Origin of the sequence: Fenollaria massiliensis (assembly GCF_023347705.1) — a bacterium.
GTDB classification, from domain to species: Bacteria; Bacillota; Clostridia; order Tissierellales; family Peptoniphilaceae; genus Fenollaria; species Fenollaria massiliensis.
In genome coordinates this window covers 523,357-547,850 of the sequence record NZ_CP096649.1, presented here as the reverse complement: position 1 = coordinate 547,850, position 24,494 = coordinate 523,357, and the positions used below count along the sequence as shown (strand labels likewise).

Below are 24,494 nucleotides of genomic sequence, written 5' to 3'. Positions count from 1 at the left end.
TTTATATCTCCTCCGTAATTGAAAATGTTATTGAATCGATAATCTTTTTTGATAAAATAATTTTGCCGCCAAGTAGTTTCGCCGCCGCCTCACTAACTGAGTAAGCACCTGTAATCTTCTTAACAAAATCAGACTTTTCTGAGACATCTACCTCGTTAAGTTCATCCGCTGTATAAAAAATTAGTTCTCTATCATATTTTTTGCAAAGCTCTAGAAGTGCCTCTTCGTCTTTTTTTATATCGATTGAGCCAAAGCGCTTAATTGCCTTTGAATTTATGTCCATCTCTTTAAGAATTTCTTGAAAAGCTTTTTCTAAAACAGCAAAGTCCGTTCCTCGTCTTAGTCCTATGCCCATATTGTATTTTTTCTTGATGATATAAAGAGTATTTTTTTCATAATTTCCATCGTAGCTTTCATCTTGGATTATGGCGTAGTCAGCTTCACTTCTATCGTTCGTGAACTTATCATATTTAAAGTTAAATTCATCTGCCTTTAAATAAATTTTTTTATTATTAACTATAGCCCCCATAATTATGGTAAGAGCTTCCCTTGAGTTATATACAAAATCATTATCTCTTAAATAAATATCAAGAGCTTCTAGACCTCTATTGTCAGACGCTGTTGTAATGACAGGCTCGGCACCAATTTTCTTTGCTATAGCTATGGCAAGCTCATTTGCCCCGCCTATGTGACCAGAAAGAAGCGATATAACATGCTTTGCCTTGTCGTCAATCACAAGAACTGCTGGATCTGTGTATTTATCCTTGATTAAATGAGCAATTTTACGAACCGCTATACCAGTAGCGCTAATGAAAATTATTGTTTCAATTGAAGACCATTCTTTTTCTAAAACTTTATCAATATTTTTATCTTTATAAAAAATTTCTGCATCAAAGCTAGCTTCTATGGTTTTTGCTATAGCAAGACCGGCCTCGGTGTAGGTGATAATGATCTTATTCATGTGCTTTTCTATACTCAGTCGAGAAGCTTGGATCATAAAGTTTACTTCTTTCGTAATGAGCATTAATAAAGTTACCGACAAGTATTAGAGCGTGCTTAGTAATCTTGTGCTCTTTGGCATCTTTTACAAGATTTGCGATGTTTGTATAAATAATTTTTTCGTCAGCCCAAGTCGCCTTGTATGCGATGACAACTGGTGTGTTTGGATCTTCGTAGCCTTCTAATAGAGCTGCTTGTACCTTTTCTGTTAATGAAGCCGAAAGATAGATTGCCATAGATGTCTTGTGCTTAGCTAGCTCGGCTAGTTTTTCAGTCTCAGGCACCTTAGTCCTCCCCTCCATACGAGTGATGATGAGCGTTTGACTCACTTCAGGCAGAGTGAATTCTTTAGCTATTCTAGCGCAAGCAGCTGTAGCACTTGTAACGCCTGGAATCACTTCGTATTTGTATCCAAGTAAGTCCAGCGTATCTATTTGCTCCTTAATTGCTCCATATATACTTGGGTCGCCTGTATGTAGTCTAACTGTGTTTAGGCCAGCTTCCTCTGCTTTTGTAAACTCTTCTATAACTTCTTCCAAAGTCATCTTAGCTGAGTCAAATACCTTTGCGCCCTCTTTTATTCCAGATAATATATCCTTCGATACTAAAGAGCCAGCATATATAATCACGTCCGCTGCATTCAATAATTTTAGTCCCTTAACTGTAATTAAATCACTATCCCCAGGTCCTGCACCTACAAAACTAATCATTCTTTTCACCTCTCACAATAATCACCGGATTTTCAGCTATCATCATCTCAAGCTTCTCCGCCCTAGACACATTTATCATGTATGTATCAATGTTTTTATAATTTCTCTTTTTTAGTAAATCTTTAAATTCATAAGCATTTTCAAAAATAATAAAACTAGCGATTACAGTAAAATTATTTTTTTCATCAAGCTTATCCATAATACTCTCTAAATTTTTTCCTGAGCCGCCGATGTAAACCTTGTTAAAATCAGCTCCATCCATTCCCTCAGGCGCCTTGCCCTTTATGAGCTTAACATTATTTAGGCCAAACTTTTCAAAATTTTTCTTCGCTACCTCTATAGCCTCGTCATTTCTTTCAATCGTAGTGACCTCTTTACAAATGACAGCCATTTGACAAGTGACGCTGCCTGTGCCCGTACCTATCTCTAAAATTTTGTCATCTTCACTCACGTCTAGTAAGCTCACTATTGCGTTTCTCTTTATGAACTTCGTCATAGGCACTTCGCCCCTGATAAAGTCCTCGTCTTTAAACCACTTCATTTATAATAATCACCACCGATAAACTATTTTCTATATCAATCTCATCGTCTGCATCGTAAGTCTTAATTATTTCTCCATTTTGAGATAAATTTGTGCCAACGATAAATTTTCTTTTAATATTTTTTTCGTCCAAATATTTTTTTATAGCCTTTGGATTATTATCCTTATCACATAAAACTATAACCTTATCATTATTCATGACTATGGTCTTGAATCCATCGTCAAGCTCTCTTCCGTGAAGAGAATATGTTTTTGCCTCGTTCCAATTAACTTGTGCCTTGCTCATTAGGTACTGAAAAGCTGTTATAGACGGAATTACTTCGTCAATGGCTATGCCCTCACGCTTCAGATAATCAACTGCGCCAAAAAATGATGGGTCGCCAGATAATAATAAAACGCCTTCTGTAATATCTTTTAGATCTTTAACAGAAATTTCGTTTATATGAGTGAATTCATCTTCAAGCTCTTCCTTGACCCTTTTAAACGCATAAACCTTTGAGGCGTTTTTTATAGTCCTATAGGCTCTAACGCTCATATATTCACTTTTACCTGGTCCTACTCCAATAACTATTAACAATCTAATACCCCTTTTTCAAACGAATATACTTTTACATCGATTTCAAGCGAATCATCTTTTAAATAAGTCTTGACACGCTTTTCGCAGCCTTCTTCCATTGCGCCTAAAACGTCCTTGTAGCCTGCATCATAAAGATAATTGTAGCATTTTTCTGCTGTGATAAACGCATCCACCTCTTTAATGAGTTCATAAGGCTTGTTCATCATCGCTAAATAATACACAAAAGCCTCCATACGAGTGTCGGCGTTCTTTGAGTGCGTGTTAAATACACCTATTGAAAGCTTAGCAAACTTACCTATGTGACCAATGAGTGTAATTTTTCTAAAACCAATTTCATAAGCCATCTTTAATGAGTCGCCGATGTAATTACTAGTTAAAACGACATTTTCTTTTATGCCTATGCTATTAGCCTCTTTAAGACCGTGACTGCCTGGCGTAAGAACGATTTCTCTCGAACATTTATCAAGATAAAGCGTTTTTATCTCTAAATTTATAGTTTTAAGAAGAGCATCTTCGCTCATAGGCTTAACTAGCCCAGTAGAGCCGATTATTGAGATGCCTCCTTCAATGCCAATGTTTGGATTAAAAGTCTTTTTGCCAATCTCTACACCCATGGGCGTAAATATAGTAACGTCAGCGCCTTTATCAGTTAAAAGCTCGACTTCTTTTGTAATCATCTCTCTTGGCACCTTATTTATAGCGTACTCGCCTTTCTTGCCGAAGATTGAATCATTTGTATAAATGCCAACGCCTTCGCCACCTTTGATAATGACCTTGCCATCATCTCTTAAAGAAACTTTTGAAAAGATCTCTATACCATTAGTTTGATCTGGGTCATCACCAGCGTCTTTTATAACCGAGCTTATAGCGTAGCCACCCTCTTTTTCATTAGAGTTGATAGCAACGTTAATAGTCTCATTGCAAGGAAGGTCTATATCATATTCACTAACTGGAGCATCCAATAGATTTATAAGCGCTGCATGTGTTGCAACAGCCGCGCATGTGCCAGTTGTGTAGCCATATCTAAGGCTTTTGCCATCAACTATATCGTATTTATTCATTTTCTGTATAAAATATATAAAAGTGCATTAATTATTGATGCTGCTACGTTTGAACCGCCTTTGTTGCCCACTGTCGAGATTTGTGCTATGCCTACTTCTCTAAGCGCTTCCTTTGATTCAGCAGCTCCAACAAAGCCGACTGGCACACCAATAACAGCCTTTGGATGAATTTTTTCTTCTTTAATCAGTTCTATGATTCTATATAGAGCGGTTGGCGCGTTGCCTACTGAGTATATGGCGATGTCTTCACCTATAGTCTTCTCTATCGCTTGGTAGCTTCTTGTTGTTCCTTTTTCTTTAGCAAGCTCCCTTACGTCGTCGTCCTTAATGTGATTAATAATTTCGCAGTTTAGCTTCTTTAAGCTAGTTTCATTCACGCCTGCCATAGTCATCCTTGTATCAGTATAAATCTTGGCACCTTTTTTAAGTGCATCAAGTGCTTCATCAAGAAAATTATTTCTTATATCAATTATGTTTTTATAATCAAAATCGCCTGTCGAGTGAATCATTCTCTTCACTATAAGCTTTTCGGTATCAGTAAATTTTGTTCCTTCAAGCTCCTTATCGATTATGTCCATACTTGTGTTTTCAATATTCATGGGGTTGTTGTCGTAATTATACATCATTTTCACCTCTTAAACTATCTATCTTTTTATAAAAATATTCTTCATCTTGAACAAAGGAAATGTTTTGCTCAATCGCAACGACTCTTTCATTTGCAAAAGAGCTCGTCCAAGTGTCATCTCTATATGGTTTTTCAACTTTAAATAAATTAAATTCGTTATCACTTAAGCTGCTCTTATGAAATTCTTGCGAATGGAAAATTTTGTCTTGATCAAATAAAAAATTCTTTCTAAGTGCTTTTAGATAAGCGTAACCAAAATTATGCAGCCTATTTTCACTAACAGCCTTACCTTTTATAAGGCTAAGCATCTTGTGCTCATTAAAGCTTTCAGCTAAAAAGTAAGTCGCTTCTCCTTCGGTAAATATTTTTCCGCCATTATCATAATATTTTTTTATGCTTTCTAATGATTTTGATTTTTCGATTATCTCTAAATAATCTTTTAAATTGCCTCCGCCAATGTAGAGTAAATCAGCTTCAGGAACTTCTTCCTCGTCTAGCACAGAAAAATATTTCACATTAAAATATTTTTCTAGAAAATCAATATTCTCTTTGTAATAGAAATTAAATGCCTTGTCATAGGCTATCGCTACTCTAGTTTTTGATTTTGGAAAATCTTTTTTCTCTTCTGTCTTTGCCGCTTCGAAATATTTTAAAAGTTTTTCAAAATCTATCTCTTTTTCTAATTTTGCAGCTATTCTGTCAAGCTTCTCATCAAAAGCCTTGATATCGCTTGGCAGTTCTAGTCCAAGGTCCTTGTCCTCTATAAGAAAGTCCTCGTCCATTTCGATATTGCCAAAAACTTCTAAGCCAAGTTCTTTTTCTACTAGATCCTTATATATCGTATATAATTTTGCATGTGTTTTATTAAATATGACGCCAACAATATTATCAGCGTAGTCCATGAATCCCTTTAGCTTAGCAATTAGTGAAAACATCTCGCCCTTTGGTGTAAGTACTAAAACTGTCTTTAGTCCCAAAGCTTTTGCATTAGCATAAGTTGATGCCTTCATCGTATTATATATGCCGTCTAAGTAGCCCATAACACCTTCTAGAACACAGTAGTCCGCATCACTTGCACCTACTTCAGTCGCGCCACTCTTTTGCATGAAGATGTCAACATTGCCATAATCACCTTTAGATGCGAATGAGCCGAGCCTTGAATCGATAAAATCGGGTCCACTCTTAAGGTACTTCACTTTATTATTTTTATTCGCAAGCAGTCTTGCCAAAGCTAAACTTATAGTTGTCTTGCCGCTATTTGAGTTCATTGCGGCTATACATATACCTTTCAATTTTCTATCTCCCTTAGTTTTTCGATTAAATAATCATTTTCTTCACGAGTTCTTATCGCAAGGCGAATATAATTTTTGCCGATATTCTTGTAACCTTGCATCCTTCTTATTAATATACCCTTTTCTAGCATAATCATATACATTTCTTCGTCATTATGTTTTTTTAATTTAATTAAATAGAAATTTGCATCACTATCTATCATCTCAAAATTTTTAAAATCTTTGTATAAATTTTTTAATCTATTTCTTTCTTCTTGATAATATTTTTTTGTTTGACTTAAATATTCTTCGCTACCCGCCAATAATTTTGCTGCTTCATTTTGTATAAAGCCAGTCGACCAAGCAAGACTCAATTCATCGTAGTAGTCTTTGAAGTCTTTTAACGCATAGGCAAAGCCAAAGCGCACGCCTGGCAAAGCAAATGTCTTTGTCATAGCTCTTACAATAATCACGTCTTCATCCTTAAATAGTTTTATACTGTCATAATCATGCAAAGTAAACTCAATAAATGCCTCATCAAGTAAAAGTGTCGCACCATGCTCTTTGCAAATTTCTTGCGCCTTAATTAGTTCTTCTTTTTTTAATAATCTGCCATTAGGATTATTTGGGTTAGTGAGTATAAGTAGGTCACCCTTCTTCAAAATATTTAATTCATCAAAATTTATTTTAAAATCCTTATATTTTATTCTAATCAGTTCTTTTTTGTAAACACTCGCTCTAAGCTCGTACTCGTAAAACGAAGGGTCAAAAATAACCACTCGACTCGCCCTGTGTATCGCCTTATCAATTATCTCTATAGACCCATTGCCCAGGATAATATTAGACGCATCACAAGCCAAGTAAGTGGCTACATTATCTATCGCTTCTCTCGCCTTTATGTCAGGATAAACATTGACATGGTCAAAATCTTCCCTGATAATTGAGAAAAGTCTTTCGTTCATATTAAATACGTTTATGTTAGAGCTGAAATCTATGAGTTTTTTGTCGTAATCATAAAAATTGGCTCCGTGCATAATTTACTTCCTTTTCTTTAAGTAGAATAGCGATATATAATCGTTATCCTTGCGTATTTCTTCCTCATCTGTAAGATACATTTCATTCGGCATCGATATCCTCTTAAAATATTCAGCCTCGTAAGTATCTTTAAGCTTTAAAACGGCTTCTTTGTTAAGAGTTCCCTTAAGTATAACAGCTCTGTCAGGCTTTGCCGCCTCAACAAGTTCTGTATTATCGCTTATCACAAGACTTTCGCCCTTTTCAATAAGCGGCTCTTTATTCATGGCAGTCAGTGCAACGAAAGATGGCATACCATTAATTAGATTTATATTTATCTTTTTATCAAGTATCTTACTTAGATTCATAGGTGTTGAGAAAACTGCCGCATCGCCTATAGTTACAAAGCTCACGTCTCTATACTCAGCTAAAGCCTCTTCCAGTTTAACTTTTAATTCATTATATAAAGCTTCGTTAGCACTTTTCATATCAAAAGGCATCTTGATGATTGGCTTATCTTTAACATAGCTCATAACTGTGTCAAGAGCAAGATTACGACCTCTGTTGTCAAGAACAAATACAGCGTTTGTATTTTTTAAAGTAAGTATAGCCTTGACAGTTAATAAATCTTCATCTCCAGGCCCAACGCCAACTATGTTTAGTTGCGGCTCTTCCATTGCCTTAACTTTTTCTATAGAGTCGTTTAAGATATAATCTTCTTCTCCAAGACCTTTGTCAATAAGTTTTACTTCGTAGCCAAGCTTTTCTAGTCTTGATTTAATTGAATCCTCATCATCAGAAGCGATGTCTTCAAGCATGTGAACACCAGAAACTAGCATAAATGGTCTTAGATAAATTGTTTTTGTATCTTTAGATAAATTTTCTACAACGCTATCAAGATCAAGTTCACCCTCAATGCTCATCATGTGATATTTATTGTTCTTTTCTCTAAAAGCATTGTCAATGTCTTCGTATATCCTATCAGCCACATGATAAGTACCGTGACCCACATAAATAAATTCTTCGCCTTCGTTTAATTTAAAGGCAGTCATTCCATCTATAAGCTTAGCTATATCCTTGCTATTACTGATAAATGGCGTAGTCAGTCTATTTGAAACATTTTTAAGCTTCTTATACTCTTCTCCTGGGATGATGTTTGTCGAAACTACTCTTATGTCTTTGTATCCAGCTTCTTTCAATGCCTTTATGGCCTCGCACTCATCATCAAAAGACATGCCCTTCTTTTCAAGTATCTTCTTTACTATCCTTGAAGTGAAGCATATCTTTATATCGCAGTCCTTAAATTCATTTTTAAAGCCATTAAGAAATTTATCAATGACTCTTTCGTGTTCCCTAAGCCTTGTTGTGCCAAAAAAACTAAGTAATATTGCCTTTTTCATATGAACCTCCATAATATGTACTCGAGAGAAAAGGAAAAATAGGAGAAGCGCGCCTTTTCTCTCGCCGGTTTTTTGGAAAATAAAAATCCTTGAATAGGGGTATCAAGGATATAAAACATACATATTTAGTAAGTTTTTCCTTCCCACCGAAGAAGTAACTTTATACGAACGTTCTAAAGATATCCTGACTTATAGATCAACCTCATCTAAACCTTCCCAGTTTCCCAGTGGTATACATAGACTCGTCACTATTTACAGTAGCGGGGGCTGTGCTGGATTTACACCAGCTTCCCTTTATATTGAACATTCAAAAATTACACCTATATAATATCATATATAAAAATTTTTTTCAAGTGTAATAATAAATTTTTATAAATTTTATTATTTGTGATTCAAAACACGGACATGACTTAATTAGAGCTATATAATATGTGCATACTTTTTCAAAAATAATTTCCTAAAAATTTAGCTTACAAAAAAATGCAGAGATGTAAAACAATTGTTTTGACATAACTGCATTTTTTTATTTTAATATTAATTTTAAATATATAGCTACGATTGCTAATATCAATAAGGCAAGTGCCTTATACATCGCTTTTATGGTGAAATAAACGCCATTTTTATTCACTTTCTCATCTAAGTCGCCAATATATGGTTTATCGACAATTTTAGAAAAATATTTGTGTGGTCCACCTAAACGAATTTTTAAAAGACCTGCTATGGGCGCTTCAAGGAAGGCACTATTTGGGCTTGCGTGTGCATATCTATACTTAAAAAATGTTTTGCATGCGTAGAAAATATTTTTATTAAAGATGTTCGTGATTAATATAAGAAGCGCACTTAATCTTGCTGGCACTAGATTGACTAGGTCATCTATCTTTGCCGCGAAAAAACCAAGATCACCATACTTTTCATTCTTGTAGCCCCACATTGAGTCCATGGTATTTATAAATTTATAAACTAGTCCAAGTGGTGTATATATCGCGATGTAGATAAGCGGCGCTATGACACCATCTGAAGTATTTTCAGCGACTGTCTCGATGGTTGCCTTAAGTATCTCTTCTTCGCTTAATTCACTTGTGTCACGGCCAACTATGTAGGAAAGCCTCTTTCGACCTCTTTCTAGCGAATGGTCTAGCTCTTTTACGACCATATCTGCCTCGAAGTGAAGTGATCGTGCGGCTAAGCACACATAGACCATGTATGAAGTGTATATTAGATACAAATATTTATTGATTTTAAATAATATTATTGCCAAGTAGCCGAACAAAAATGCAAGGCTAATGTTGAATAATACTGCAGCTAAGCCAAGTACTTTCAAAAAGCCGCCTCTCGCCCCTGTCCTTCGAATTAATTTTTCTTCAAAGCTAATAATATTGCCCATGACTTTAACTGGATGAAAAAAGTTATAAGGGTCCCCTAAGATTAAATCAAGCAAAACGCCTATAAGTATGGCGATGAGTTTATAAGCCAAGTATTGCATTTAACTTATCTATATCGATGGCTTCTTCAAATACTTTAGCGAGTCTATCGATCTCGTTATTCATCGCATCGTGCTCTGACATGTGGGCGTTGACTTTTTTCTCGTAGTCGTGAAGCGAGTCTTCGTCTGCTATCTCAAGCTTTGTGTATGGTACTATGCCAAGGCAGTCAAGGCCAGTTAGCTCATGAAGTTTTTTTATGCCTTCATCTAATAGGCTCGCATCGCCTCTAAACTTGTTGATGATGTAACCCTTTATTCTTAATCTATCTTTTTCATCAAGTATCATGTAAGTGCCATAGATTGAAGCAAAGACGCCGCCCTTGTCAATGTCTGCGACGATGACGGCATTAGTATCGGCAAGTTCAGCCATGCCAGTATTTACAAAGTCATCTTCAAGTAGATTTATCTCAGCTGGCGAGCCGGCTCCTTCTATAATCATGATGTCATATTTTTTCTCAAGTTTTTCAAAAACTTCTTTTACTTTCGCTTTTAGCTCTTTTTTAATCGAGTAATACTCCTTTGTATTCATGTGCTTATATAATTTGCCAAGCACATAGACGTCGCTACCTGTGTCAGACGATGGCACTAGAAGTATTGGGTTCATGTACTCGTCAGCCTTGATTCCAGCGGCGTAGGCTTGTATCGCTTGAGCGTTACTAATAAGTTTTCCGTCTTGAAGCTTAAATGAGTTTCTCGACATATTTTGCGATTTAAACGGGCAAACCTTGTAGCCCTTATCTTTATAATACCTGCACATAGCAGTCGCTATCGTCGATTTACCTGCGGACGATGTCGTGCCGTATATCATTATCTTTGCCATTTAAAATTCCTCTTCGTTGTATTCAATAGTTCCTAAATCAGTCTCTATAGAAATTAAATTTTTCTTCCATTCTCTATATTTAGCCACTTCTTCGCTTATCGCCTTTATTAATATTGATATACCAAATATTTTCGACGCTATGATGAAGAAAGCGTTTTGCTTGTATGAATTTGGATACAAAACTATAAGTAGCCCTGAGATGATAAATAGCATATTTTTCTTTTCAATGCCTTTATAATGGCCATTGTAATAATCTTTAACAAGGTCCAAAAAATCATTAATTAGGTCTTGATACTTTGCTAAATCAGTATTTGTTTTGATGGCTTCACCGATGTCACCAATCTTGTTCATGGCTTCATCCTTATTGAAATTACCAATGTTCATGTCTTTTAAAAAATCAAAGTTCATATCTACACTCCCTTTTTTAATACAAAATAAAAATTCGATCCTTTTCCGTAGCTGCTCTCTACGCCAAACTCTGCCTTGTGAAGCAAAAGCACTTCGCGTGCGATGTATAAGCCGAGGCCTGTCGAGTACTTTTTAAGCTCATGGTTCGCGCTCGAGATGTAATAGCGGTCCCAAACCCTCTTGATGTCCTCTTCTTTGATGCCCATGCCGTGATCAATAACCTCGTATCTAACGCCTTTTTCTTCTTCAGTTATTCTTACAAGAACGTCCTCATCCTCATTTGAGTAGTTCAGTGCGTTTGATAAGTAATTATATATAACGCTTCTAATCTTCTTCTCATCAGCCATGACCATACTAGAGCCACTTACGTCTAATTTAATTCTTTCTCTATTTTCAGCAGTATTTAATTTATCTATAATCTCCTTGGAAATAGCTTCGAGCGAAACTCTTTTTAATTCAAGTTCACCAAGGGCGCTTACGTTCTTTGACGCTTCAAGCATCTCGTTAATCATGCCGTTAAGTCTGTCTGCCTCTGCGATGATGGTGTCGAGATTCTCTCCACGCTTTTCTTTATTATCTCCTGTTATGTCCTTAATCATCTCAGCGTAAGACTTAATCACGCTTAGAGGCGTTTTGAAGTCATGAGATACATTGGCAATGATATTCTCACGAAAGTCCATAGTCCTCTTTAAATCTTCATTTGCACTCTCAAGGCTCTTCTTTAACTCCTCAATCTCTTCGTAGCCGCCCTCTTCTTCTACAGAAAAGCTCTTTGTGCCCAAAAATTTGGACGCTTCTGAAAGATTTTTGATTGGCTTAGTAAGTTTTTTTGCTGAAAAATATGAAAGAGCAAGTGCCAAAACTATTGCAACGAGACTTATGTATAAAAGCTCTTCCTTTAGCATCTTCTTAACCGAGCCATCTTCATCGAGATTGTCAATAAGCTTCATATATAATTTTGCGTTAACTGTTTCGTATCTCTTTAAAAATACAAGGTATTCTCTATCGTCATGCTTTTTGATATAGTCTACACTATCTTCATTACTTTTAACAAAGTCAAGGTCTTCCTTATCAAGCTCAAGTAGATAATTTGGGTACAAGACCAAACCATTCTCATCGAAAATAATTATGCCGAGTCTAGTTTTGCTTGCAACACTATTTAAAAACGAGACGAGATCTCTTCCTGAATAAGATGAAATTTCTTTTTCAGTGTTTTGAATTAGCTCCCTCTTCTTTTGCGTGTATATCTCTTTGAAGAAAACTATGTTAAATAGCCACATTGTTGATAGTATCAGCACAGTGAATATTAAAAAATAGCTGATTAACTTTGTGAATAATGATTTATTCTTCATCTTTTTTCTCCAGTTTATAGCCATAGCCGCGAACTGTACTGATTATCTCCTTCTCAGAGCCAAGTGAGTTTCTAAGCATCTTTATGTGTGTATCAACAGTTCTATTGTCTCCGAAGAAATCATACCCCCAAACATTTTCAAGTATAGTCTCACGCGATAGAGCTATGCCTTCATTTTGAGCTAGATAAACAAGTAGTTCATACTCCTTTGGTGTTAAATCTAATTTTTTGTTATTAAGATAAGCTTCTCTCGCATCAAAATCTATTTTTAAGCTGCCGTTATGATAAATATTTGCCCTTGCATCACTTGTGTGTCTCGCAAGTATAGCTTTGACCCTCGCCATAACTTCACGCGGGCTAAATGGCTTGACAACATAATCATCGATGCCTATCTCAAATCCATAAAGCTTGTCATACTCCTCGCCTTTTGCGCTAAGAACAAGAACTGGCACGTCCTTTACTTCCTTAATCCTCTTATAAGCCGAGAAACCATCAAGCTTTGGCATCATTATATCTAAGATGATAAGGTCTATATCGTTATTATTAACTTTGTTAAGAGCGTCGATGCCGTCAACTGCCTCGATCACCTCATAGCCATTAATGACTGAGTACTCCTTGAGCACGTTTCTTATATTTTCATCGTCATCAGCTATAAGTATAGCCCCCATATCATCACCTCTATCAATTTTTACCCGATAATAATCTTTTTAAACGCTTTATGTAATCAGAGCCTTGCATTAACAAGGCCCAAATAATTATTTTAAACTGTCTAGATAATCTTTTAGCTCATCTATATCTAGGATGGCTCTTTCGTTGTCACCAAGTATAAGAGATGGTATACCAATGTTACCTATTCTCTTAGTCTCATCAAATTCCTTCATACTGTCTCTTGCTGCTAAAAATTTTTTCATGTTAGCAAGGTTTTCTGTTATGTCTAGATATAGGAAGCGTACCCCTGATTCATCCATAACTTTTTTAAATGGTGGACAACCTGGACACATAGAGCTACCGAAAACTATTTTCTTTTGTACTTTACTCATTTCATTTCTCCTTTACAGATATATTTGCAATTTATCTTATCTTCATTGTAATGGTAATGGCTATTTTTGTCAAGAAAAAAGAAAGACCTAAGCTAATAGATCTTTCTTTATAAAGTACTTTACAAATCTTTAATATTCATCTTATCAATTTCGGAACTTGAATTCTTTTTATGTTTAAATGTAAAATAAATTACTAAGTAAATTAACGTAAATGTATTAGCGAATAAAAATATACCTAAAACGCTCATTAAAAATGGTCCAATTTTCAATCCATTAGGCACTACATAATTTGCTAATACAATCAAAGAAAATACAAAACTTATTAGAGGAAGAATTAAACCAAAATACTTACTTTTTTGCTTTGATAAATATACCTGTAAGAATATCGACAATATTAAAGCAAATAAAATTATTGTCATAGTAGTCAAAATGTTTTTCATATTAATCAACCCCTTTTTCTTTCTTATACTCTGAAACTAATATCTTAGCTGTTTCAAAATCAATTTTATCGTCCAAAGCTAATCTCTTAATTAAAGAAATGTATGGCTCTCTCTCAGCATCCTCACTAATTTGTATCTTTTGTATAAGCCTGTCAAGCCTAAGCCTAACCGTTGGATAAGTAACATCATATTGTTTTGCAATCTCTTTTAATGATCCAGATGCTAGTATAAATCTTTTTATGAAAGAAATGTCTTCATCTTCAAGATTTGCCATCCATTCAGGAACAATATTTATTGCCATAAGATCACCTCTTCTTTGACTATATTAAGTATATCATTTAACATTATTAAAGTCAATAGTAAAATTTATTTTAATTTTATTTATATAATAGTAATTGTATCAAAAAAGAAAGACCTATAAAAGATCTTTCTTCATATCAATATTACTTACTAAATATACCAAGCTTATCCGAAATAAATTCTTGCTTGCCATCTTCATCTATCTTTATGGTATAAACGCTTTGAACGATGTAGCCCTTGTCACTACCGCCTCTATTCATAAGTAGAACGGAGTATAATTGGCCATCTTTAATATCATAAGTGACTTCTGTAAGTATCATATCATCTTCTTTGTGTGCTGACTTTTTATTAAGTTTAACCTCGTTAACGAAGCCAGACTTAAAGTTTTCAAGCTCTGCAATCTTTTCTTTGATGTACTCTTCGTCATATACTTCATCAAAAGTTTTATTAAAGTCTTCATCAGAGACGAATGAGCTTGGTGCTTTCCAATCAAAGTCTTTATATTCTTTTTCAAGGGCATATTCTTTGCCTTCATTCCACCTTGTCAATTCAATTTTAAATATAGGCATCTTAATATTATTTTCTATGCTAATATCATCTATAGCATCTCTATCGACATTATCTAAAACTATATCGTTCTCTTTAATCTTCTTAATATCATCCAAGCTCACATTGCCCGCCGTAATTATGATAGGCTTCATCTCACTTGTATCGACATAATTAATTCCAGCTTTTCTTTCAAGCTTGTAATCATTAACTGCTATCACTATAGACTTAAGAAAGTCTTTATAATAAATCTTTCCTATGCTCTTTGTATAGTTTTTATTAAAGCTAGAGTTTTGATACTCACCATCAAGATAAGTATTCTTGACGTTATACACAAGCTCTTTAACATTCCAAGCGCCACTCTTAGCTGATGAGCTAATTCTTGAATAATCTTTCCAATACTTCATTATATCTACATCATCAATGTAGATGCTACCAGTAAATTCATCGGCAGCAAAAAACTTGTGCCTATAATTTAAATCCATGTGCAAAGTTGATTCGCTCCACTTACCATCTCTATATACAAATGCTTTCACATCACTTGTATATGGAAAGCTAAGTACTCCAAATCTAATAAAAAAGATTATTGCCAATATGATTATAAGTATTATTGTTTTCTTTTTCATATTGAACGCCTCCTTACTTAAGATAATTATATCACATTTAGAAATATTTGCGCGAAAAAAGAAAGACCTAAGCTAATAGATCTTTCTTTATAAATTATTTAATTACTACTGTAAATATTTTGTTCTTTACATATATTTCTTTAACGATATTTTTGCCTTGCTTTGACTTTTCAAAAAGTTCGTGTGAATAAACTTTTTCTTTTACTTCGTCTTCAGAGGCATCTCTATCGATCTCAACAGTATATCTAACTTTGCCGTTGAATTGAACTGGTATCTCTATAGTTTTGATGATGGTTTTGTCCTCATCAAAGCTTGGCCAAGTTGATTTATAAAGCTCTGTATCGAAGCCCACCATCTCATTGATTTCTTCTGTGATGTGTGGTGCGATTGGATAAAGAAGTGTGATATATGTCTTAAGCTCTTTTCTTGTGATGCTTCCCTTTGAAGTAATTTTGTTAAGTAGCTCCATAAGTTTAGCAACTGCTGTGTTAAACTTTAAGTTTTCAAAGTCTTCTGAAACTTTTTTGATAGTGATATGAAAATCTTGTTCTAAGTCTTTAGAATAGTTTTCGTCGTCATTTAATATGTCCATCAAACGATAAACTCTTTCAAGGAACTTTCTTGAGCCTTGTATACCTGTCTCTGACCACATAGCAACTTTTTCGTAGTCGCCCATAAACATTTCAAAAACTCTAAGTGTGTCTGCGCCATACTCTTCAACTATGTCATCTGTATTTATTACGTTGCCTCTTGACTTACTCATCTTTTCTCCGTCTTGAGCAAGTAGCATACCATGTGATGTTCTCTTTTGATATGGTTCGCTTGTTGGCACTACGCCGATGTCGTATAAGAATTTATTCCAAAATCTTGAGTAAAGTAAATGAAGTGTAGTGTGCTCCATACCTCCGTTGTACCAATCAACTGGCATCCAGTACTTAAGTGCATCCATAGATGCTGGTGCTGTACTGCACTTTGGATCAGTATATCTTAAGAAGTACCAGCTTGATCCAGCCCAGTTAGGCATAGTATCTGTCTCTCTCTTAGCAGGGCCGCCGCAATGAGGACAAGTTGTATTAACAAAGCTATCAATCTTAGCTAGAGGTGACTCACCTGTATCTGTTGGTTCGTACGCTTCAACGTCTGGTAATGTTAATGGCAGATCCTCTTCATTAAGTGGCACCCAACCGCATTTTTCGCAGTATACCATAGGGATAGGCTCTCCCCAATATCTTTGTCTTGAGAATACCCAGTCTCTTAGCTTGTAGTTTGTCTTAACTACGCCTACTTTTTTATCTTCAAAATATTTAATTATTTTTTTCTTTGCTTCGTCAACTGAAAGACCATTTAAAAAGTCTGAGTTAACTAAAATGCCTTTTTGTGTATCAGTATAAGCTTCTTTACTGATATCGCCACCAGAAATAACTTCCTTAATCTCTTCTCCAAAGGCTTTTGCAAAATCATAATCTCTTTGATCATGACCAGGTACTGCCATGATTGCGCCTGTGCCATAAGTCATTAATACGTAGTCTGATACGTATATGGCAATTTTTTCTCCATTAGCTGGGTTAATTGCTGTAAGTCCATCAATCTTAACGCCAGTTTTTTCTTTAACAAGCTCAGTTCTTTCAAAATCAGATTTTAATTTTGCCTTATTTTGATATTCATGAACTTCGTCAATATTTTTGATAATATCTTTATACTTTTCTATAAGCGGATGCTCTGGTGAGATAACCATGTATGATACACCAAAGATGGTATCTGGTCTAGTTGTATAAACTTTTAGCTTGTCATCTACTTCATCTATATCAAAATCAAGCTCCATACCGTGGCTTCTGCCTATCCAGTTAACTTGTTGTGTCTTAACTCTTTCGATGAAATCAACTGTGTCAAGGTCATCTATAAGTCTGTCAGCATACTTAGTTATAGCTAGCATCCATTGAGTCTTAACTCTGTGTTCTACTGTATGGCCGCATCTTTCGCAGTGTCCTTGAATAACTTCTTCGTTTGCAAGACCAATCTTACAGCTTGGGCACCAGTTAATATTCATTTCCTTTTTATAAGCAAGACCTTTTTTGAATAATTGTATAAATATCCATTGAGTCCACTTGTAATATTCTGGATCAGTTGTGTTTATCTCTCTGTCCCAGTCAAATGAAAGTCCTAGTGATGTTAATTGATGCTTGAAGTGAGCAACATTTCTCTTAGTAACATCCTTTGGATTCATTTTGTGCTTTATGGCATAATTTTCTGTTGGTAGTCCAAAAGCATCCCAGCCCATTGGGTACAAAACGTTGTATCCCTCAAGTCTTCTCTTTCTAGCAACTATATCAAGTGCTGTATAGCTCCTTGGGTGACCAACGTGTAGACCCTCTCCTGATGGATATGGGAACTCAACCATCAAAAAGTATTTTGGCTTGTCTGAATCGTTTTCTGCATGAAACGCTTTATTGTCTGCCCAAATCTTTTGCCACTTGCCTTCTATATCTTTATGGTTATATTCTTTCATAGTGTCCTCCTAGAATTCACAGTGATGAACTGTTCTTGGGAATGGTAGGACGTCTCTGATATTTTCAATACCAGTTATATACATGATAAGTCTTTCAAAACCAAGACCATAACCAGAGTGAACTACGCTGCCATATTTTCTTAGATCCATATACCAAGTGTATGAGTCCATATCAAGTCCTAGCTCATTTATTCTCTTTTCAAGTTTAGCATAGTCTTCTTCTCTTTGTGAACCGCCAACAATCTCGCCAATTCCAGGAACTAAGCAGTCCATAGCAGCAACTGTCTTATTGTCTGGGTTGAGCTTCATATAGAATGCCTTGATGTCCTTTGGATAATCAGTTACGAAGATTGGTTTTTTAAATATTTGTTCAGTTAAATATCTTTCGTGTTCAGTTTGTAGGTCCATGCCCCACTCAACTTTAACATCAAATTTTTCTTCATGTTCTTTTAATATTTCTATAGCTCTAGTGTAAGTAACTCTTTCAAAATTAGAGTTTCTAACGTGATTTAGTCTATCGATTAGACCTTTGTCAACGAATTGATTGCAAAAATCAATTTCTTCCTTGGCATTTTCCATAACATAGTTAATTACGTATTTAAGCATTGCTTCAGCTACATCCATGTTTTGATTGTTATCCATGAATGCCATCTCTGGCTCTATCATCCAAAATTCTGCCGCATGTCTAGTTGTATTTGAATTTTCTGCTCTAAATGTTGGTCCAAATGTATATATTTTTGAGAAAGCCATGGCAAATGTTTCGCCCTCTAATTGACCTGATACTGTTAAATGTGTTGGCTTATCAAAAAAGTCTTTGCTGTAGTCAACTGCACCATCTTCTGTTCTTGGCGGATTATCTATGTCAAGTGTAGTTACTTGGAACATTTCTCCTGCGCCTTCAGCATCTGATGCTGTAAGTATTGGTGTGTGCACATAAATGAAGTCTTGTTCGTTGAAAAATTTGTGTATAGCAAAGGCTGCTAGTGATCTAATTCTATAAGCTGCTCTAAATAGGTTAGCTCTTGGTCTTAAGTGAGCTATGCTTCTTAAGAATTCCATAGAGTGTCTCTTATTTTGTAGTGGGTAATCAGCTGTTGAATCACCTAAGACTTCAATCTCTTCTGCCTTTATCTCAAAAGCCTGTTTATTGTTTGGTGTAAGAACTAGCTTGCCCTTTACTCTGATTGATGCGCTTAGATATAGCTTTGAAACTCTTTCAAAGTTTTCTAGTGTGTTATCATAAACAACTTGAACACTACTAAAGAAGGATCCATCATTAATTTCGATAAAACCAAATTCTTTTTGTGCTCTTAAATTTTTTATCCAAGCTTGAACCTCAACAGTTTTTCCGTCAAGCTCCTTGTAGCTCTTATAAAGTTCTCTAATATCCATACCCTCACTCCTATTTATAATCTTCTACTGTAATACTTTCAATTACAACGTCTTCTAGAGGTTTGTCGTTTTCGTTAACTTGTGATTTTGCAATCTCGTCAACAACGTCCATACCCTCATATACTTCGCCAAATACTGTGTGCTTATAATCAAGCCAGAATGCTCCGCCGATCTTTTTGTAAGCGTCAACAACAGCCTTTGGATATCCTTTTTCTTCACCAGCTTCTTCCATTTGCTTAATGATATCATCTTGAACAGCTTGGCCTTGTACGATAAAGAATTGTGATCCGTTAGTGTTAGGACCAGCATTGGCCATGCATAGAGCGCCTCTGAAGTTTCTTGTATTTATATCAAATTCATCTTCAAATGGTCCGCCAAATATGCTTTCTCCGCCAGTTCCGTTACCATTTGGGTCGCCGCCTTGAATCATAAAACCATTTATAACTCTATGGAAGATTAAATTGTCATAATATTTATCTTCTGCGTGCTTAGTAAAGTTCTCTACTGCCTTTGGAGCTACTTCAGGAAATAATTTTACCTTGATTTCGCCCTTATTTGTCTTTATAGTTGCTACCTTGTCACCTGCTTTAGGATTTTGTAGTTGAACAAGTTCTGCATCATCTGTAGTTACTTCGCTTTCGCTTCTTTCTTTTTTCATTTCTCCCTCACCACCATTGTCATTTTTTTTGCTACATGCAGTTAAACTAAAGCACATAGCCATCATTAATAATAATAAAATTATCTTTTTCATAATTCCTCCTACTTAAGTATTCTTTTTTGGCTAACTATATTTACATCCAAGCCTAAAATATTTTTCTTTATTACATCACCTACGTTTATAGGTGCCTTTGCTCGCAAATTAAATATTTCTTTTAATATTGCTTGATGATAAATTTTCTTCACTTTTTTATCAGTTTTTACTGGCAGACCTGAAACCATCAGACTATCTATCCTAATCTTGCCATAAACGTAGTCGTCCTCTTCTTGAAGAAGGCTTTTTGCGTAATTATATCCTCTTCCGCAGCGATTACCAGAAATTTCTTCGCCATCAATTTTTATTCTGCAGCAAACTGGGCAGCAGACGCATTGTACCATCATGCTATCACCCTCGGTTCTATCTCTTTTTTAAGTATAATCTTAAACCAAACATAAGCAACTATCCCCTTTAATATTGACGATAGTGAAATTGCTATCCAAACGCCATCTAGTCCATAGTATTTCATAAAGAATATTGCAAATGGTATACGCATTAAATTTAGTATAACTCCAGAGTATGATGGCTCCTTCGTTCTACCTATGCCATTGAAAAATCCTGTTACGCCTATCTCTATAACCATGAATAATTGTGAATAGCCAAGTATTCTTAAGTAATCAGCTCCAGCCTGCATCGCAACTGGGTCATTTGGTAAAAACGCTGAGAATATCGGAGTTGCAAATACTATAAGTAATAGAGATGTAGCTGTTCCAAGAGTTGCCATAATTCTCATGGATTTCTTAAAACCAAGAACTATCCTGTCATAAGTACCTTTACCAAAGTTTTGTCCAGTGAAAGCTGTGTTTGCAACTGAGAAGCCATTTGCTGTCATCCAAGATATTGACTCTATCTGCGAGCCTATCGACATAGCTGAAACTGCATAAGCACCAAGCTTTGTTAAATAGCCTGTTAATACCATAGATACCGCTGCGTGACACGCTTCCATAAGCGTCATTGGTATGCCAAGTTTAAGTATGTGATTTGTTATTTCACTTGGCACTTTTTTAAGATAATTCACTCTAACATAAATTAAATCATTTTTAAAGCCTATGTAAATATATATTAAGAATATTACTAAAGTTGCTATAACTGAGGCGATTGCTGTACCCATAGCTCCCATGTGAAATACAAATATAAAGACTGGGTCTAAAACCATGTTTACTAATAAACCGATTGAGCTTATCATAAATGGCGTCTTGCTGTTACCCATGCTATTAAATGTTGCTGCAAAGAGTGGATTTAAGAACATAAATCCTAAACCAAAGGCAATTGCTACCATGTATTCACTTGCTAGCTCTTGAACAGCTGCGTCACCCTCTTTGAATGAATATAGTCCTATGAGCTCATTGTGAAAAATTATAAATATAGCTGTGATCGTCATGGCAATTATAAGGCCTAATCTAAAACCGCCGCTTATATAATCTTTAGTTTTTTCTAAATCTGATTTACCAAAGCTTTGTGAAACACCAACAGATAGTCCAACTTGGCACAGTATTATTAGTGAGCTAATCAGCCAAAGGTATTGACCAACTATGCCGACGGCCGCAACCGCCTGTGTACCAACTTTGCCAAGCCAGAACATGTCTGTGATTTGATATGACATTTGCAAGAGCGAGGTACCCATCAAAGGAATTGCAAGTTTAAATAGTATTGGTGATATTTCTCCTTGTGTTAAGTCTCTCGTATCTCTCATCTAAACATCTCCTTGATCAGTCGTAATTATTACTCCGTTGTCAGTTAAAGCTAAAGTATGCTCGAATTGAACGCATTTGCTACCATCTTTTGTTCTAGCAGTCCAACCGTTCTTGTCAAGTTTCATAGCTGCTGAGCCCATACAAATCATTGGCTCAATCGTAAATGCCATGCCCTTAACTATTCTTGGCCCTTTTATACCAGCATCATAATGAAAAACTTGTGGGTCTTCATGCATGTTCTTGCCAATACCATGACCAATAAATTCTTTTACTATTGAATATCCCTTTGGTTTAGTAAAAGCTTCGATGCACTTACCAATCTCGCCTATCCTAACGTTTTCATCAACTATGCTGATGGCTTTGTACATTGCCTCTCTTGTGTGATCAAAAAGTTTTTGATCCTCTTCAGAAAGTTTTCCTACTGGATATGACCAACATGAATCAGCCATCCATCCTTTGTAATTAACAACCATATCGATGGAGATGATGTCGCCATTCTTAAGAATTACGTCCTTGCTTGGAAAACCGTGGCATATCTCGTCATTAACTGATGCGCATATAGCATAAGGAAAACCTTCGTATCCTTTTTGCTCTGGATAAGCGCCTTGACTTACTATGAAATTATCAACAAAATCGTTTAACTCCATAGTTGTTACGCCCTCTTTAACCTTGTCTCTCAAGGCGTGATGCACGCTGATAAGTATCTTGCCTGCATCAATCATTTTATTAATTTGATCCTTTGTCTTTAAATAAATCATATAACACTCCTTTTAAGTCTATTCTATTATTATATATATTTTACGCCAATATGTCAAGAAGTTCACAGTCATATAGAGAATTTATCTCTTAACTGTGAACTTCTTAAATATTTTATTAAATTATCTAATTCTTAGTGTGTTTATAACTGATATAAGTGTTACGCCAACATCGCCAAAAACCGCTAACCATAGAGGTAATTGTATGAACAAAGCTAGTATGATGATGGCCGCCTTAACAAAACCAGTGAAAAATAAGTTTTCTTTTATAATTTTATTAACAAAGTGCGATGTATCGAAAATGTTTACTATCTTTTCAATTCTGTCGTCCATGATAACTATATCCGATGCTTCTATGGCTGCGTCTGAGCCAAGTGCTCCCATGCTTAGACCGATGTCTGCTCTCTTAATAACTGGCGAGTCATTGATACCGTCACCAACAAAAGCTACCAAACCGTCCTTACCTTGCTCTTTCTCAAAAAACTTTATCTTATCCTGAGGAAGTAGTTCTGCCTCGAATGAATCTATACCTAAGTCATGAGCAACTTTCTCAGCATATATCTTAGTATCGCCTGTAAGCATAACTGGCTTAACATTTCTTTCTTTTAATTCACTAAGAAGTTTCTTAGTCTCGTCCTTAATTTCATCTTCTATATATAGATGACCGATAAGTTTATCGTCAAGATAAGTGTCAAGAACTTTGTATTCACTTTCCTTTTCACTTGTAATAACCTTAACGCTGCCAAATTTTGTTTCAGCTGCAACACCATTCTTAAGGCTTGTGTAAGAAATTATCTCTTCTTTGCCTATTGTCTCTCTACTATCAAGTATAGCACTTGCTATAGGATGCTTTGAATGATACTCAGCAAGTCTAGCTAGGTGAAGAGCCTTTTCTTCATCCATGTCTATAGCTTCAACACGAACTAGTTTAAATTTACCGCTAGTTAAAGTACCAGTCTTATCAAAGCAGAAAGTTTTTATATTTCTAAATTGATCTAGGTATTTTGTTCCTTTGAAAAGAATACCGTTCTTGCTCATCTTACCTATACCAGAGAAATATGCTAGTGGTACTGAAATGATGATTGCGCATGGGCACGAAACTATTAGAAAGGCAAAGCAAGTGTGAAGAGCTTCCTTAAGAGGCATTATTTTTAGTACTGGTGCAAGAAGCGCAATAAGTGCTGCGATGAAAACGACAATTGGTGTATAAACTCTTGCAAATTTTGAAACGCTTGTCTCAAGATTAGCTTTATCGCTTTGTGAGATTCTAACAAGTTCTTGTATTCTAGCTGCTGTCGAATTTTTAGCAAGTTTAGTAGTTTCTATAATTAAGTAGCCTTCCTTAACTATAGCGCCTGAGTAAACCTCACTATTGATATCTACATAAACTGGTTCTGACTCGCCGCTTATGTGAGCGTTATCAACTTTTGCGTTTCCTTCAACGACTATGCCGTCTATGGCGATGGACTCGCCCTCACGAACTATAATCTTAGAGCCAACAGCTACTTCAGATGGTTCGCTTTGAATTTCTTTGCCATTATTAATAAGAGTAGCAAAAACTGGAGTCTTAACTATAAGCTCTTTAATTTTATCTTTTGACTTGTCAACTGCAATGTCACTAATGATTTCACCAATTTGATATAAAAGTGCAACTAAAACCGCTTCTAGATACTCGCCTATAAATATAGCGCCGACTGTTGCTACCGTCATCAAGAATTCTTCAGCAAGTATGCCACGAAGAGCACCTTTAACACCGTGTATGATTATATCGTATGAAATAATGATGTATGATAGTCCAAAAAAGACCATCTTATATGGGCTGTCAATGAATAAATATGCCGCAAGTCCTAGAAGTGATAAAGCTATCCTAAGTAAAAATATTTTTGAAAAGCCTTCTTCCTCTTCTTCGCTCTCAGCTTCACCGCGTGTAACTAAAACATCTGGCTCTAAGTCATTAACATATTTTGTAATTTCTCTTAAAGTGCTTTCAGCATCAGCTTCGTCTTTCATCTCAATCGTTAAAATAGAATTGATAAAGTCTAAGCTTGCGCTTTCAACAGACTTTTGATTTTTTGCAAAACTTTCTATCTTTTGTGCGCAATTAGCGCAATTAAGTCCATTTAAAATTAATTTTTCCATGGCCGCCTCCTATATATTTTTATAATATTTTTATTTTGCATC

The 24,494-nt window shown here is 35.4% G+C and carries 24 protein-coding genes and 1 riboswitch; all 24 genes read right to left on the bottom strand.

Going from position 1 to position 24,494, the window contains the following annotated elements; translation table 11 throughout:
* Position 1 precedes the first annotated feature (1 nt).
* Positions 2-961: a cobalt-precorrin 5A hydrolase gene (locus tag M1R53_RS02790; RefSeq protein ID WP_249242996.1), complete on the bottom strand. Its 960-nt coding sequence runs from the start codon at positions 959-961 to the stop codon at positions 2-4.
* The gene (cobM, locus tag M1R53_RS02785) at positions 954-1,709 is read right to left on the bottom strand and encodes a precorrin-4 C(11)-methyltransferase (protein WP_249242995.1); all 756 of its coding nucleotides are present in this window, start codon (positions 1,707-1,709) and stop codon (positions 954-956) included. The genes M1R53_RS02790 and cobM overlap by 8 nt, the downstream gene beginning before the upstream one ends.
* Complete coding sequence (locus M1R53_RS02780; protein WP_249242994.1) at positions 1,702-2,250, bottom strand: bifunctional cobalt-precorrin-7 (C(5))-methyltransferase/cobalt-precorrin-6B (C(15))-methyltransferase; 549 nt, start codon at positions 2,248-2,250, stop codon at positions 1,702-1,704. The genes cobM and M1R53_RS02780 overlap by 8 nt, the downstream gene beginning before the upstream one ends.
* Complete coding sequence (gene cbiE / locus M1R53_RS02775) at positions 2,237-2,827, bottom strand: precorrin-6y C5,15-methyltransferase (decarboxylating) subunit CbiE (protein WP_249242993.1); 591 nt, start codon at positions 2,825-2,827, stop codon at positions 2,237-2,239. The genes M1R53_RS02780 and cbiE overlap by 14 nt, the downstream gene beginning before the upstream one ends.
* Complete coding sequence (cbiD, locus tag M1R53_RS02770) at positions 2,821-3,888, bottom strand: cobalt-precorrin-5B (C(1))-methyltransferase CbiD (RefSeq protein ID WP_249242992.1); 1,068 nt, start codon at positions 3,886-3,888, stop codon at positions 2,821-2,823. Before cbiD ends, cbiE begins: the two co-directional genes overlap by 7 nt.
* A complete protein-coding gene (locus M1R53_RS02765) occupies positions 3,885-4,514 on the bottom strand; it encodes a precorrin-8X methylmutase (RefSeq protein WP_249242991.1) in 630 nt (209 codons plus the stop codon). The genes cbiD and M1R53_RS02765 overlap by 4 nt, the downstream gene beginning before the upstream one ends.
* A complete protein-coding gene (locus M1R53_RS02760) occupies positions 4,504-5,805 on the bottom strand; it encodes a cobyrinic acid a,c-diamide synthase CobB (RefSeq protein WP_249242990.1) in 1,302 nt (433 codons plus the stop codon). Before M1R53_RS02760 ends, M1R53_RS02765 begins: the two co-directional genes overlap by 11 nt.
* On the bottom strand, positions 5,802-6,818 hold the full coding sequence (locus M1R53_RS02755) for a pyridoxal phosphate-dependent aminotransferase (protein ID WP_249242989.1): 1,017 nt from the start codon (positions 6,816-6,818) through the stop codon (positions 5,802-5,804). The genes M1R53_RS02760 and M1R53_RS02755 overlap by 4 nt, the downstream gene beginning before the upstream one ends.
* Positions 6,819-6,821: 3 nt before the next feature.
* A complete protein-coding gene (locus tag M1R53_RS02750) occupies positions 6,822-8,198 on the bottom strand; it encodes a sirohydrochlorin cobaltochelatase (protein WP_249242988.1) in 1,377 nt (458 codons plus the stop codon).
* 160 nt (positions 8,199-8,358) lie between these two features.
* Positions 8,359-8,530, bottom strand: a riboswitch (cobalamin riboswitch).
* 191 nt (positions 8,531-8,721) lie between these two features.
* Positions 8,722-9,681 (bottom strand): adenosylcobinamide-phosphate synthase CbiB, encoded by a 960-nt coding sequence (cbiB, locus tag M1R53_RS02745; protein WP_249242987.1) that lies wholly within the window; start codon positions 9,679-9,681, stop codon positions 8,722-8,724.
* Positions 9,662-10,501, bottom strand: coding sequence for a cobyric acid synthase (locus tag M1R53_RS02740; RefSeq protein WP_249242986.1), 840 nt, complete (start codon positions 10,499-10,501; stop codon positions 9,662-9,664). The genes cbiB and M1R53_RS02740 overlap by 20 nt, the downstream gene beginning before the upstream one ends.
* Positions 10,502-10,909: a hypothetical protein gene (locus tag M1R53_RS02735; protein WP_249242985.1), complete on the bottom strand. Its 408-nt coding sequence runs from the start codon at positions 10,907-10,909 to the stop codon at positions 10,502-10,504.
* 2 nt (positions 10,910-10,911) lie between these two features.
* The gene (locus tag M1R53_RS02730; RefSeq protein ID WP_249242984.1) at positions 10,912-12,261 is read right to left on the bottom strand and encodes a sensor histidine kinase; all 1,350 of its coding nucleotides are present in this window, start codon (positions 12,259-12,261) and stop codon (positions 10,912-10,914) included.
* Entirely contained in the window at positions 12,251-12,928 is a 678-nt protein-coding gene (locus M1R53_RS02725) for a response regulator transcription factor (protein ID WP_249242983.1), read from the bottom strand. The genes M1R53_RS02730 and M1R53_RS02725 overlap by 11 nt, the downstream gene beginning before the upstream one ends.
* Positions 12,929-13,015: 87 nt before the next feature.
* Positions 13,016-13,300 (bottom strand): glutaredoxin domain-containing protein, encoded by a 285-nt coding sequence (locus M1R53_RS02720; protein WP_019214601.1) that lies wholly within the window; start codon positions 13,298-13,300, stop codon positions 13,016-13,018.
* A gap of 441 nt (positions 13,301-13,741) precedes the next feature.
* Positions 13,742-14,041: a DUF2089 family protein gene (locus M1R53_RS02715; protein ID WP_019214599.1), complete on the bottom strand. Its 300-nt coding sequence runs from the start codon at positions 14,039-14,041 to the stop codon at positions 13,742-13,744.
* Positions 14,042-14,183: 142 nt separating this feature from the next.
* Complete coding sequence (locus M1R53_RS02710) at positions 14,184-15,212, bottom strand: hypothetical protein (RefSeq protein ID WP_019214598.1); 1,029 nt, start codon at positions 15,210-15,212, stop codon at positions 14,184-14,186.
* Between the two features lie 94 nt (positions 15,213-15,306).
* On the bottom strand, positions 15,307-17,718 hold the full coding sequence (leuS, locus tag M1R53_RS02705; RefSeq protein ID WP_249242982.1) for a leucine--tRNA ligase: 2,412 nt from the start codon (positions 17,716-17,718) through the stop codon (positions 15,307-15,309).
* A gap of 9 nt (positions 17,719-17,727) precedes the next feature.
* Entirely contained in the window at positions 17,728-19,110 is a 1,383-nt protein-coding gene (gene asnS, locus M1R53_RS02700; protein WP_249242981.1) for an asparagine--tRNA ligase, read from the bottom strand.
* Positions 19,111-19,120: 10 nt separating this feature from the next.
* Positions 19,121-19,861, bottom strand: coding sequence for a peptidylprolyl isomerase (locus M1R53_RS02695; protein WP_249242980.1), 741 nt, complete (start codon positions 19,859-19,861; stop codon positions 19,121-19,123).
* Positions 19,862-19,869: 8 nt separating this feature from the next.
* Positions 19,870-20,208, bottom strand: a complete 339-nt coding sequence (locus M1R53_RS02690) for a DUF1667 domain-containing protein (RefSeq protein ID WP_249242979.1) — start codon at positions 20,206-20,208, stop codon at positions 19,870-19,872.
* Positions 20,205-21,557 (bottom strand): MATE family efflux transporter, encoded by a 1,353-nt coding sequence (locus M1R53_RS02685; protein WP_249242978.1) that lies wholly within the window; start codon positions 21,555-21,557, stop codon positions 20,205-20,207. The genes M1R53_RS02690 and M1R53_RS02685 overlap by 4 nt, the downstream gene beginning before the upstream one ends.
* A complete protein-coding gene (gene map, locus M1R53_RS02680; RefSeq protein ID WP_019214592.1) occupies positions 21,558-22,316 on the bottom strand; it encodes a type I methionyl aminopeptidase in 759 nt (252 codons plus the stop codon). It abuts the gene before it with no gap.
* A gap of 120 nt (positions 22,317-22,436) precedes the next feature.
* Complete coding sequence (locus M1R53_RS02675; protein WP_249242977.1) at positions 22,437-24,452, bottom strand: heavy metal translocating P-type ATPase; 2,016 nt, start codon at positions 24,450-24,452, stop codon at positions 22,437-22,439.
* Positions 24,453-24,494 lie beyond the last annotated feature (42 nt).